The following is a 13,428-nucleotide window of genomic DNA, read 5'->3' as shown; positions in this document are numbered from 1 at the left end:
ATTATTTATCAATCGTTCAAAAAGCGGAAAGATTATTCAGCGCTGTGAAGAGCGATCAGCTTCTGCAGATATTCAAATCTAGCCTTAGCCTCAGCCTCATTCTTAGCAAACAGTCTTGCAGCCTTCTCAGGATTCTGACGTTTCAGAGAGTTGTAACGAACCTCACCGTCAAGGAATGCCTGATATTCTTCCATACTTGGAGCCTTGGAATCAAGTGAGAACTTGTTTCCTTCTGCTGCAGGATTGAATCTGAAGTTGTGCCAGTATCCAACCTTAACTGCTAATTCTTCCTCTGTCTGAGCTTTTGCCATACCTTTCTTAATACCATGGTTGATACATGGAGCATAAGCGATGATCAGAGATGGTCCCGGATAAGCCTCAGCCTCTGCAATTGCTTTTACAGTCTGGTTGAAGTCAGCACCCATGGAAATCTGAGCAACGTATACATAGCCATAGCTCATAGCGATGGAAGCCATATCTTTCTTCTTAGTCTCTTTACCGCCTGCAGCGAACTGAGCGATAGCACCTGTAGGTGTAGACTTAGAAGACTGTCCGCCTGTGTTAGAATAAACCTCTGTATCGAATACCATAACGTTGATGTCACGTCCACTTGCGAGAACATGGTCAACACCACCGAATCCGATATCGTAAGCCCATCCGTCACCACCGAAGATCCACTGGGATTTCTTAGCGAGGAAGTCTTTCTGAGCAAGGATTTCTTTCGCTTTGTCACATCCGCAAGCTTCAAGAGCTGCAACAAGTTTGTCTGTAGCAGCGCCGTTTGTAGCACCTACAGAGAATGTATCCAGCCATTCCTGACCAGCTGCTTTAACGTCTTCGTTTGTTCCGTTAGCAACAACGTCTTCAACTTTTGCTTTTAAACCATCACGGATAGCTCTCTGAGCAAGAAGCATACCATAACCAAACTCAGCGTTATCTTCGAACAGAGAGTTAGACCATGCAGGACCCTGTCCTTTAGCGTTTACTGTGTATGGTGTAGATGGTGAGGAGTTACCCCAGATAGAGGAGCATCCTGTTGCGTTTGCGATATACATTCTGTCACCGAACAGCTGAGTGATCAGTTTAGCGTATGGTGTTTCACCACATCCTGCACAAGCTCCTGAGAACTCAAGCAGAGGCTGTTTGAACTGGCTGCCTTTAACAGTTGCTTCTTTAAATTTAGCGATAACATCTTCTTTAACCGGCAGTTTCACTGTGTAATCAAAGTATTTCTGCTCGTCTGCGCTTGCTTCAAGGTTTTCCATAGCGAGTGCTTTCGCACCTTTCTTACCTGGGCAAACGTTTACACAAGAACCACATCCTGTACAGTCAAGTGCGGATACAGCCATTGTGAATTTATATTCTTTCATACCTGTCAGAGGTAATGTCTTCATTCCTTCTGGAGCGTTAGCAGCTTCTTCTTCTGTAAGAGCTACCGGACGGATAACTGCATGTGGGCAGACATAAGAACATCTGTTACACTGGATACAGTTCTCTGGGTTCCATACTGGAACGTTTACAGCGATACCACGTTTCTCATATGCAGCTGCACCTGATGGTGTAGTACCGTCTACATAATCTTTGAATGCAGATACAGGTAAGGAGTTACCTTCCTGAGCATTAACTTTAGCCTGAATATTGTTAACAAAATCAACAACGTCCTGACGTCCTTCTGTTGCATGAGTCATATGAAGACCTTCGTCCTCAGCGTTCTTCCAGCTCTCTGGTACCTGGATCTCAACAACCTGTTTAGCACCAGCATCGATAGCTGCCCAGTTCTTCTGTACCACATCATCACCCTTACGTCCGTATGTTGCTTTAGCAGCAGCTTTCATAAGGTCGATTGCCTGATCTTCCGGAATGATTCCTGTAAGTTTGAAGAATGCAGACTGAAGGATTGTGTTGATACGTGTTGGTCCCATGCCAGTTTCAATACCGATCTTAACACCATCGATTGTGTAGAATTTGATATTATGGTTAGCGATGAAAGCTTTAACCTGTCCTGGTAAATGTTTCTCAAGACCTTCCATATCCCATGCACAGTTAAGGAGAAATGTACCGCCATCAACAAGTTCCTGAACCATGTTGTATTTATTTACGTAGGATGGATTATGACATGCTACGAAGTTTGCTTTGTGGATCAGGTATGTGGATTTGATCGGTTTCTTACCGAAACGTAAGTGGGACATTGTAACACCACCGGACTTCTTGGAGTCATAATCAAAGTAAGCCTGTGCGTACATGTCTGTGTTATCACCGATGATCTTGATGGAGTTCTTGTTGGCACCTACAGTACCATCAGCTCCCAGACCCCAGAATTTACAGTTTGTTGTTCCTTCAGGAGTTGTTACGATCGGAGCACCTGTCTCAAGGGAAAGGTTAGTAACATCATCAACGATACCGATTGTGAATTTCTCTTTAGCAGTGTTTTCATAAACAGCTACGATCTGTGCAGGTGTAGTATCCTTGGAACCTAAACCATAACGTCCGGAGAATACTTTTACACCGTCGAATTTGCTGCCTTTTAATGCTGCTACAACGTCAAGGTACAGAGGCTCGCCAAGTGCACCTGGCTCTTTAGTTCTGTCAAGAACTGTGATCTGTTTTACAGAATCCGGAATTGCATCGATAAGTGCCTGTGCGCAGAATGGTCTGTAAAGACGAACTTTAACAACACCGACTTTCTTTCCTGCTGCTGCAAGGTAGTCGATTGTTTCTTCGATTGTATCGTTTACAGATCCCATAGCAACGATTACGTGATCTGCATCAGCAGCTCCGTAGTAGTTGAATAATTTGTAATCTGTACCGATCTTAGCGTTAACTTTGTCCATGTATTCCTGTACTACTGCCGGAAGAGCATCGTAGTATGGGTTACATGCTTCTCTTGCCTGGAAGAAGATGTCAGGGTTCTGAGCGGAACCTCTCTGACATGGGTGATTCGGATTAAGAGCATGGTTACGGAATGCAGCGATTGCATCCATATCTGCCATATCCTTCAAATCTTCATAATCCCATGTCTCGATCTTCTGGATCTCGTGAGATGTACGGAATCCATCGAAGAAGTTGATGAATGGAACTTTACCTTTGATTGCTGCAAGGTGAGCAACAGGTGTTAAGTCCATAACTTCCTGTACGGAAGATTCGCAGAGCATTGCACATCCGGTCTGACGACAGGCCATAACGTCTGAATGATCACCGAAGATTGAAAGTGCGTGAGAAGCAAGTGCACGTGCAGATACATTGAATACTGCAGGTAACTGCTCACCAGCGATTTTGTAAAGGTTCGGGATCATAAGTAACAGACCCTGAGATGCTGTATAAGTTGTTGTTAAAGCACCTGCTGCCAGAGATCCGTGTACAGCACCTGCTGCACCAGCCTCAGACTGCATTTCAGTTACCTGAACTTCCTGTCCGAAAATGTTCTTTCTTCCCTGGGTTGCCCATTCATCTGTTGCTTCCGCCATAACAGATGAAGGAGTGATCGGGTAAATAGCGGCTACATCTGAGTATGCATATGAAGCATGAGCAGCTGCATGGTTACCATCCATGGTTTTCATCTTTCTTGCCATAGTTTGTTTTTCCTCCTTAAAGGTTGATGAAAATTAATTATTTATTTTAAGACGTAAGTAAGGTACGCCTCAAATTTCATTGTAGATTATAACATAATCTTTCGGTTGTGTCCAATTTGTTTTGGCATATTTTGTATCTTATGAAGTACAAAACCGGGATTTTCTACTATTTTAAAGTAAAATGTGCACATTTTTGCAAGTTAAATATAGCTAACTTTATAAAGATGTACCAAATTTCAGACACTTTATTAATTACGGCACTTTACTGCAATATTACTGCACCATAATAGCATTTTCATAAATCGTATCATTATAAAAAGGAGGCCTTACGCCTCCTCCATGATCTGCTGTATTGTTTTTCTCTTTAAAAGATTCACCAGTTCCTTCTGTACAGACACCAGTTCCCTATGTACCAGACACGGAATACCATCCTGTCCATCCCTGGCGCAGTTGTACTTCGGATCCAGACATTCGATGATAAACATCTCCGGATCAATAGCTGAATAAATATCATACAATGTCAGTTCATCCAGTCCCTTATCCAGGGAGTAACCCCCATGTACACCTCTGTATCCCTTTACGATCTTTGCCTTCTGCAGCTTCTTCAGAATCTTATAAGCAAAAGGTGCTGTTACCGATTCTTTCTCGCAGATGTCTGATACACTTAGTCTGCTCTCTCCCCAAAGCGCACGCACCACCCTCACTGCGTAATCACACTCTCTTGTAATAAACATAGTCTTTGCAACCTCTCTAAATTATTATCCGTTGCTGTCCATACGCCACAGCTGCGCCTGAAACGAAATAAACAGTAACAATATTTTCATCAAATCAATGCCTCGTATTTGTGTCGGTAAGAGGCTATATTTATTTTATATTATAGCAGTGCTTCTTTTTTTTGTAAATAAAAGAACTCAAAAAAGCAAAAAACAGTTGCAAATTTCCCAATTTACGGTACAATGATAAGCGTTGTAAATAATATAATAGGAAATAATACAAATCAAATGATTTCATGAAAAAACGAGGTATAATATGATTTCAGCAAACAATATTACTTTGCGCGTAGGTAAAAAAGCGCTCTTCGAAGATGTAAATATCAAATTTACAGAAGGTAACTGCTACGGTCTCATCGGTGCAAACGGTGCCGGTAAGTCTACATTCCTTAAGATCCTCTCCGGACAGTTAGAGCCTACCAACGGTGACGTTGTCATCACACCAGGCCAGCGTCTTTCTTTCCTGCAGCAGGACCACTTCAAATATGATGCATACACTGTTCTGGATACTGTTATCATGGGTAACCAGAGACTGTATGAGATCATGAAAGAAAAAGATGCTATCTATGCAAAAGAAGATTTCACAGACGAAGACGGTATCCGCGCCAGCGAACTGGAAGGCGAATTTGCAGAGATGAACGGATGGGAAGCAGAATCTGATGCCGCTACTCTTCTGAATGGTCTTGGAATCGAAACAGAATTACATTATGCTCAGATGGCAGACCTTACAGGTAGCCAGAAAGTCAAAGTTCTTCTTGCACAAGCACTGTTCGGAAACCCGGACATCCTTCTTCTCGACGAGCCGACTAACCACCTTGACCTGCCGGCGATCGAATGGCTTGAGGAATTCCTGATCAACTTCGACAATACAGTCATCGTTGTATCCCATGACCGTTACTTCTTAAATAAAGTATGTACTCATACAGCAGACATTGACTACGGCAAGATTCAGCTCTATGCCGGAAACTACGACTTCTGGTTTGAGTCCAGCCAGCTCCTCATCAAACAGATGAAGGAAGCCAACAAGAAAAAAGAAGAGAAGATCAAAGAACTTCAGGAATTTATTTCCCGATTCAGTGCCAACGCTTCCAAGTCCAAACAGGCGACTTCCCGTAAACGTGCCCTGGAAAAGATCCAGCTTGACGATATGCGTCCGTCCAGCCGTAAATACCCATACATCGACTTCCGTCCAAACCGTGAGATTGGAAACGAAGTCCTTATGGTAGAAAATCTCTCCAAGACCATCGATGGTGTAAAGGTTCTGGATAATATCTCCTTCACACTCGGACATGATGACAAAGTAGCTTTCGTTGGTGCTAATGAGCAGGCGATCACTACTCTGTTCAAAATCCTTGTTGGCGAAATGGAACCGGATGAAGGAAATTATAAATGGGGTGTTACTACTTCCCAGGCATATTTCCCTAAGGACAATACCGCAGAATTCGATAACGACCTTACTATTACAGACTGGCTGACACAGTATTCTGAGATTAAAGATGCAACTTATGTTCGTGGATTCCTTGGACGTATGCTTTTCCCTGGAGAAGACGGTATCAAACGTGTACGTGTTCTCTCCGGTGGTGAGAAGGTTCGCTGTCTTCTCTCCAAGATGATGATCTCCGGTGCAAATATCCTCATTCTTGATGAGCCTACCAACCACCTTGACATGGAAAGCATCACAGCATTAAACAATGGACTGATCAAATTCCCGGGTGTTATTCTTTTCACCTCCCATGACCATCAGTTCGTACAGACAACAGCTAACCGTATCATGGAAATCCTGCCAAACGGAACCATGATCGACAAGATCACTACTTACGATGAATATCTGGCAAGTGATGAGATGGCTAAGAAACGTCACGTATTCGAGATCAACGAAGAGGACGCTTCCGATAACTAAAGAATAAAATAACAGGGTACGGCTTAGCCGTACCCTGTTATTTTATTCTGTCTTCATGATAATATCCGCCAGCTTTCCGCCTGTCACCTTAAGCAGATCAGCAAGGGGAACCTTCAGTGTCAGTCCGATACGGCCGCCACTCACATAAATCTCTTCAAATTCTCCTGCAGATGCATCAAACACAACAGGATAAGGTTTCTTCATTCCCAGCGGACTGCAGCCGCCTCTCACATATCCGGTAATCTTTGTGATATCCTTTACATGAATCATGTCCACTGTCTTCTCACCGACAGCCTTTGCAGCCGCCTTACGGTCAACTTCCTTTTCAATCGGAACTACAAATACGAAATAACCGCCGCTCTTTCCCTCCATTACCAGAGTCTTAAAAGACTGGTCATAGGGAGCACCAATCTTATCCGCACTGTGGATCCCGTCAATAAATTCATCACATTCATAGGAGAACGCCTCATATTTAACCTTCTGTCTGTCCAGCATTCTCATTGCATTTGTCTTAGCTTCTTTTGCCATTTTTTCTCGCCTGTCCTTTCTGTCCTCTGGCATATATTGATTCCTCCATGTCTCTGTCCTGAGACTGCTCAAAACTCTGGTCTTGTCTCAGGTCCTGATTTCGCCTGTAAATCTGCTCAGTGCTTTCTTCATCAACCGTTTCTTCATCCTCTTCATCAGAAACCGGTTTGTTGATAGCAAACTGAATCAGCATACCCAGAACTGCAAATCCCACACTCATTCCCAGTCCATAGGGAATATCTGCCAGATTTCCAAGCTGTGCAAGGGAAACCCCTGCCATAATACCACCGATCAGACTTGTAGCCACGATCAGCACTTCCCTGCAGTATTTCACCGCCATGGAACCAAGAGCTACGCCGATCAGAATACATGCAAAAAATACTGCGGAGCTGGTAGGATGCAGGAAATAAATACTGGCCGCCCAGCCGATACCTGCTGCCAGGATAAACACACCTGCCTTATAGATCAGAAATGCAATCACTGCGAACACAACTCCTGCCGCCAGTGCTGCGATCAGCATTGTTGATTTCTCCTGTATTCCCATTGTATGTACAACCACCAGCGCAAGGCCGCCGCCTACCAGAAAACCTCCCAGCATCATCCAGAAACGCAGAAGCCTGTATCCCAGAATACAGTTCAGCACTCCAAACACAAGGATCACTGCAAATATTACCATCATAAAACGATTCACCAGATCTGAATCCATAAAACTCCCGGCAATACTCAACGCATTTCCAAATATATCTGTCATATTAACCATAATCTTCAGTCACTCCTTTTAGTTATATATTTATAGCTTTCCTCATCATCAACTGACACATCTGAACTAAACCTGTCAGAACATGAAGTATAAGGTCTTCATATTGTCGATCACGCCGTAATGATAGGAAATCTGTGACAGCCCATGGACTTCCATATAATATTTTGCGATATCCTGGATATGATTACTGTCGATCAGATCCATATATGCCTCATCATAAGCTCCCTGGCTGCCAAACTTAAAGCGTACCACCGCAGCATCACTGTCAATGCGCAGTCTGCACAGGTCATATACACTGTTCCAGTCATAGGTATCAAAACAGGCGCCGTTTCTTACATAAAAATTCATGTCAGTCGCTGTACATGCAGGAACAGAAAACTCATCAGAGGCCGTATAATTCTCCTCGTACTCCTGGGGAAACGGACACAGATAATCATAAATCGTTGTCTTATGTTCTGCCAGCAGCGTGGCATCACCCTCCAGAAAGTCCGGCTGGTCCCCATTGGTGGCATCCACATAATAATACTGTCCGTTCAGCTCTACAATTTTCCAGGCATGTCCCTGGGTACTGTTTGCAGCATCACCCTCCACATAAATACAGGGAATATCCAGACGCTCCAGCAGATACTGCACTGCTCCCGCATAGCCCGCACATACAGCCTGTTTCTTCCAGAAAGCTCCCGCTATACTCTGGTCATCATCAGAGATCACATATTTAGTATTGTCTATGACATAAGTATAAACAGTCATCACCTTCGTATAATCATCAGCACCATCCGGGACCTGCGATAACACCTCCTGATAGGCATTCTCCATAGCCTGCGTAATCTCCTGTCTCTGCTCCTCTGTATAAGTATATCCCGGAGAAAACTGGCAGTAATCCCTGCCTGAATAAGTTGTCTTATAAACTTTCTCCCGGTTATGTACCCAGAACAGCTCCGGATGATCCTTCAGCACTGCATGATACACTCTGTCTATCTCATTATCTCCCGAGAGAGACAGATAAAATTTATCCTCAAAGCTTCTGATCCCCTCCAAGATCTCACGGTAGCCTCTCTGTTCATCTTCATTAAGAAGGCCGAAATAATACTCCTGATGTCCTTCATCCGTCTGCGCTGCCTCCTGCTTCTTAAGAGTCCTTACTTCCCCTGGTTCCTGCAAAGCTCTCCCGCCGATGATCAGCCCACCGGCCAGAAGCACCACCACAGGCACCATAAGAATCAGACGCAGCCCGGAAAATCTCTTTTTGCTCATTCAATAATCCTTCTTGGTTATTATTCTATAAGTCTGATATTACATTACTATTGCATTCTGTTTTGTCACATTTAGAACTGTTATTCTAATGTATCTTATTATAGCCCAGAACACTTCTCCTTGTAAACCGATAAAAGTAAGTTAACACTATTTTATAATGAAAATTGTCCTTCTTACAAGATAAACATTGCATATTTCCAGTTAAAGAGATACACTAAAAAGTAAGTATAACTGCTCTGTATCCCATCAGGCAACAGGATATCGGACAGATATATACAAGTAACATATTGAGGGAGTATTGTAATAAATGAGCATCAAAATACCTATAGAAACTTCTGCCAGACATCTGCACATCTCGCAGGAAGATTTTGAAAAATTATTCGGAGAGGGAAGCAAACCACATTTTATCAAAGAATTAAGCCAGCCCGGACAATATCTGTGCCAGGAACGAGTGACTGTCAAAGGACCGAAAGGTACTTTCGAAAACATGGCACTTCTCGGTCCTTTCCGCAGCGACACGCAGGTAGAAATGTCCCTTACAGACACCAGAAAACTGGGGATTCAAAGCGTAATACGCCAGTCCGGTGATATCGAAGGAACTCCCGGCTGTATTTTATCCGGTCCATGCGGGGATATCGAAATCCCCAGAGGTGTCATCGTAGCCAAACGCCACATCCACATGACTCCAGATGAAGCACTTGCCCTGCATATCAAAGACAACGATGAAGTATTCGTCCTGACCAAAAGCTATGGACGAGCACTTATCTACGCAGATGTAGTAGTCAGAGTCCACAGAAATTATCACCTGGCAATGCACGTAGACACTGATGAAGCCAACGCATTCAACAGTGATACAGAACCTTACGGCGTGATCGTCAGATTCTTTGACAGCAACTTCAACACAGATAAGTGGATAGAAGACGAACTGTCAGGGATACGCAGGTAAAATCCGACTTACCCGGCTAAAATAACAGGCAGATATAAAAAGGTTCCACAGTAACATTCAGTTGATGATACTGCGGAACCAATTTTAATGCGTTTCAGCCAGCCATTCTTTAATTGTTTTTTCTGTTTCACCAAGGATTCTTGCTATCCTTTCTACGAATTCTCCTTCCTGCGCAAGCGAAATGGCTATGCTTTTTACCTTTTTTAATTCACCCTGCTTTTCACCTCGCTTTTCGCCAATCTTTTCATAAGTTGCCTGCAATTTCTTTTCTTCTTCCTCTTTGTCATACTCAAATATACTCATGGTAAGAACATACTGCTCTTTTCCAAATTGTTCAGAACTCCTGCTTTTCTAATTTAATTGGAATCAAAAGCATGGATTTCTGAAATGAATTTAGAATATAAGACGGCAAAATGCCCTGAAACTTAAGAGAAATATGCTTTGGTTTTATACTAGCATGCTTCTTCAGTAGTTTCAAGGCATTTTTGTAAAAATCGTCAGATATCAAAAGCCCCGGACTGGGGTAGCTGTGCTGTACCAGTCTGTGGCTTTTTTGTAACCTGCCTATCTTCTGTCTGCACCGCTTTCCTTATAGTAGCGTTCCTTACTCTGATACATTCTTGCATCTGCAGCTTTTGAGATTTCATATGCACTACCCCAGTTTCTCTCTGTGCTGAAAACCCATCCGTACGAAACAGTCATTGAATCAACAAGCTTTCCATGCCAGTTTGCCACATTGGAGTCGAAGCCATGTATCAGTTCTTCCACCTGGCTTGTATTCTCTGTAATGATAACAGCAAATTCATCCCCACCAATTCTGTATACCTTTCCATACTCATGAAAGCTGTCTCTCATGCAATCTGCCGCTGCGCATATAAGTTCGTCTCCTGCCATATGGCCATAAGAATCATTTGCCTGTTTTAATCCGTTCAGATCTGCAGAAATGTATACCCATTCCTCACTAAGATTAAGCTTTTTCATATCATTTTCATAGGCATGTCTGTTTAAACATCTGGTAAGCGCATCCGTATTTGAGGTGTATATCAGTTTTTCTTTTTGCAGTCTTTCTTCTATCACTTTGGAAAACATATAGGTTATACAGCAGGATGCCAGTACCAAATATACGCCTACTATAAAAAAAGCAATCATGTCACTCTGCTGATAAAATGAATCCTCTACAGTTACAATGACAATATAGTTATCATTCTGGTGCATCATGCATCTGCAGTGCTTTCCACCCATTCTGATCTGTATTACAGTCGCATCGTCAGCACTGACATGATCCGATGATATCCCCACATCTTCCAGTTTTTTCCCTAATTTGCTACTGTCCGTGGCTCCTTCTATTACCTGTGTATCCGCATCTGCAACCATAATTTCCATGGCTTTATATACCGGCATTCCGGCAACTACATTGGAAATGTTATTCTGCTTTATTTCATTGAGAAGTCTCTTTGGCTCAATTCCCACCTGGAGCATCTTGGTTCCGTCTTCGTTCCAGGTGATGGCATACATCATTTTCTTTCCCTCTGCAGTATTGGGAGTAACATCCTGGCACATGGTCAGCGATTTATCCTTAAGCATAGGCTTAAAATACTCCATCTGCGCACCGGAATCAAAATTATAGCCAAAATGCTTGGGCGCAGAACCACTGTAAATAGTTCCCTGATCATCAAACAGATGTATCTCATCAACGGCCATTAATTTTGCTATTTTCTGCAGCTCATTCACATCATATTCTATCGCCGGATCAGCATCAATCATATATGACACAGCTTTAGCCCTTACAATATAATCGTCCTTTAACGATTCGATCAGCTCGTTCCTGCTCTCATCATTTTTATCAAGCACAGTAATCACACGATCAAGAAGCACCTTTGATGTTCTATGGGCATTTTTGTCATTAACATATTTCAAAATGCTCGCTTCAAGGAGTAAGGCAACCACAATTATCATAATAGATAAAATTATAATTTTTTTCTTCTTCATATTTCCCGTTCCTTTGTCAGATATGTGCTTTTAGTGTAGCAAACGGCAGACGGGATGTCAACCTGGGAATCGTGCGCAAACGTCAGAATCATTGTACAACCTTTACAAATTCGCCCATTATCATTGCTATTTTTTGGTAAAAAGAGTATACTTTGAAATACTAAACATCAGGAGTACAAAATTATGAACACACACTCATCCGGATATTACAGCATAGACAAAGACTATAATATCCTAAGCTATAACGACACTGCCAAACAACTGTACCCCCATCTCCAGCTGGGAGTAAAATGCTATAAGGCACTTATGGGGCTTGATTCCCCATGCCCACCCTGCCCTGTAGCACTGGGGATACAGGGGCCAAAGACTTACCTGGATCCGATTCGTCATATTTATGAGACAGTTGATGCAGTAGAGACTGTACAGCCCGACGGCAGCAGAGGACATGCACTTGTATTCAGCACAGTAGCTGAAGGAGAAAGCCTGTCAAAGTCCATTCCCACAGGCGAGAACTCTCTCCGTCTGCTGGGTGCCATCAACCTGCTTGCTTCTGACTACATGTCTGTTTATGGCGTAAACCGGGAAACCGGGAAAATCTCCGTATATCGTTCCAGATTTACTGATGCTTTTGCGGATCTCGATATTAAAGATAATTCAGACTATAAGCTGTCATTTGATTTTCTCATCCAGAAATACATTCATCCGGATGAGCGTTCCTATGTGTCCAGACACCTGAATTATAAAACCCTGCTGGAAAGACTCTCTCAGGAAGCCTCTTTCAAATTCCATTTCAGGCTTGTCACAGATGCTGATTGATATGCAGGCACAGAAAAACGGCATTGATTTCACCGTTCATATCGCACCGGAGATATACAAACACCCCTTTGTATATGGAAGCCCTCTGCACCTCCGCCGTGCCATGATGAATATTTACAGTAACTGTATCAAATACAACAGAGAGAATGGGGCAATCCATACGGAGGTTGATGCTCTCCCTTCCCATGATCATAAACTGGTCTTCAGATGGACGATCTCTGATACGGGAATCGGCATCAGCAGAGAATATCTGGAGAAGATCTTTGAACCGTTTACTCAGGAGAACGTAGATGCTCGAAGTGTATATCATGGCACCGGACTGGGTATGAGCATTGCCAAAGCATTATTTGAGCAGATGGGTGGTAGCATTGAAATTACCAGTACTCCGGGTATCGGAAGTACTTTTGTGATCACTCTGCCTTTTGAAGAGGCAGAAGAAAGGGATATCTCTTCTGAGACAGAATCTGAGCGAAACTCCATTCAGGGCATAAAAATCCTGCTGGCAGAGGATAATGAAATAAACAGAGAGGTGGCACAGGTACTCCTTGAAGAAGAAGGGGCTGTAGTAACTGCAGTATCCAATGGAAGGGAAGCTGTAAAACTTTTCTCCCGTCACCCTGAGGGGACATTTGATGTGATACTTATGGATATTATGATGCCTCTGATGAATGGATACGAAGCCACACGCCAGATCCGGAAGCTTGACCGGACGGATGCTTCTTCCATTCCCATCATTGCACTGACCGCCAATGCTTTTGCAGAAGATGTCCGCCATGCACTGGACTGTGGTATGAACGCACATCTGGCCAAACCGCTGGATGTGGAAAAAATGATCCATACGATTGCCTTGTATCTGTAAAGAAATATTTTTTCTGCAAATATTGCACAGTAACAGA

The 13,428-nt window shown here is 43.1% G+C and carries 11 protein-coding genes; 4 read left to right on the top strand and 7 right to left on the bottom strand.

Going from position 1 to position 13,428, the window contains the following annotated elements; all coding sequences use genetic code 11:
• Positions 1 to 32 precede the first annotated feature (32 nt).
• Both nifJ and ACTNES_RS03815 read right to left on the bottom strand, forming a co-directional pair.
• The gene (gene nifJ / locus ACTNES_RS03820; RefSeq protein ID WP_441038540.1) at positions 33 to 3,569 is read right to left on the bottom strand and encodes a pyruvate:ferredoxin (flavodoxin) oxidoreductase; all 3,537 of its coding nucleotides are present in this window, start codon (positions 3,567 to 3,569) and stop codon (positions 33 to 35) included.
• 326 nt (positions 3,570 to 3,895) lie between these two features.
• Entirely contained in the window at positions 3,896 to 4,303 is a 408-nt protein-coding gene (locus tag ACTNES_RS03815; protein ID WP_291808321.1) for an RrF2 family transcriptional regulator, read from the bottom strand.
• Between the two features lie 295 nt (positions 4,304 to 4,598).
• On the opposite strand from ACTNES_RS03815, the gene ACTNES_RS03810 reads away from it, so the two are divergent.
• On the top strand, positions 4,599 to 6,239 hold the full coding sequence (locus ACTNES_RS03810) for an ABC-F family ATP-binding cassette domain-containing protein (protein WP_291808324.1): 1,641 nt from the start codon (positions 4,599 to 4,601) through the stop codon (positions 6,237 to 6,239).
• A gap of 42 nt (positions 6,240 to 6,281) precedes the next feature.
• On the opposite strand, the gene ybaK is transcribed toward ACTNES_RS03810, so the two are convergent.
• From ybaK to ACTNES_RS03795, 3 genes are all read right to left on the bottom strand, one after another.
• Complete coding sequence (gene ybaK / locus ACTNES_RS03805) at positions 6,282 to 6,767, bottom strand: Cys-tRNA(Pro) deacylase (protein WP_008703300.1); 486 nt, start codon at positions 6,765 to 6,767, stop codon at positions 6,282 to 6,284.
• Positions 6,751 to 7,527, bottom strand: a complete 777-nt coding sequence (locus ACTNES_RS03800) for a TM7S3/TM198-like domain-containing protein (protein WP_062807722.1) — start codon at positions 7,525 to 7,527, stop codon at positions 6,751 to 6,753. The genes ybaK and ACTNES_RS03800 overlap by 17 nt, the downstream gene beginning before the upstream one ends.
• Before the next feature lie 75 nt (positions 7,528 to 7,602).
• Positions 7,603 to 8,781 (bottom strand): transglutaminase domain-containing protein, encoded by a 1,179-nt coding sequence (locus ACTNES_RS03795; protein ID WP_441038539.1) that lies wholly within the window; start codon positions 8,779 to 8,781, stop codon positions 7,603 to 7,605.
• A 307-nt stretch (positions 8,782 to 9,088) separates the two neighbouring features.
• Between ACTNES_RS03795 and ACTNES_RS03790 the strand changes: the two genes are divergently transcribed.
• Positions 9,089 to 9,727 (top strand): PduL/EutD family phosphate acyltransferase, encoded by a 639-nt coding sequence (locus tag ACTNES_RS03790; RefSeq protein ID WP_291818439.1) that lies wholly within the window; start codon positions 9,089 to 9,091, stop codon positions 9,725 to 9,727.
• An 84-nt stretch (positions 9,728 to 9,811) separates the two neighbouring features.
• Here the strand turns inward: ACTNES_RS03790 and ACTNES_RS03785 are convergent, their stop codons facing one another.
• Both ACTNES_RS03785 and ACTNES_RS03780 read right to left on the bottom strand, forming a co-directional pair.
• Positions 9,812 to 10,030, bottom strand: a complete 219-nt coding sequence (locus ACTNES_RS03785) for a hypothetical protein (RefSeq protein WP_291818437.1) — start codon at positions 10,028 to 10,030, stop codon at positions 9,812 to 9,814.
• A gap of 261 nt (positions 10,031 to 10,291) precedes the next feature.
• Entirely contained in the window at positions 10,292 to 11,716 is a 1,425-nt protein-coding gene (locus ACTNES_RS03780; RefSeq protein ID WP_291818434.1) for a GGDEF domain-containing protein, read from the bottom strand.
• A gap of 183 nt (positions 11,717 to 11,899) precedes the next feature.
• On the opposite strand from ACTNES_RS03780, the gene ACTNES_RS03775 reads away from it, so the two are divergent.
• Both ACTNES_RS03775 and ACTNES_RS03770 read left to right on the top strand, forming a co-directional pair.
• On the top strand, positions 11,900 to 12,532 hold the full coding sequence (locus ACTNES_RS03775; protein ID WP_441038537.1) for a hypothetical protein: 633 nt from the start codon (positions 11,900 to 11,902) through the stop codon (positions 12,530 to 12,532).
• Entirely contained in the window at positions 12,522 to 13,391 is an 870-nt protein-coding gene (locus tag ACTNES_RS03770; RefSeq protein ID WP_441038535.1) for a response regulator, read from the top strand. Before ACTNES_RS03775 ends, ACTNES_RS03770 begins: the two co-directional genes overlap by 11 nt.
• Positions 13,392 to 13,428 lie beyond the last annotated feature (37 nt).

The sequence above is a fragment of the Blautia sp. HCP3S3_D9 genome (assembly GCF_052063845.1).
GTDB lineage: Bacteria > Bacillota > Clostridia > Lachnospirales > Lachnospiraceae > Blautia_A.
The sequence above is the reverse complement of the archived record's forward strand: the minus strand, read 5'-3'. Positions and strand labels throughout refer to the sequence as shown.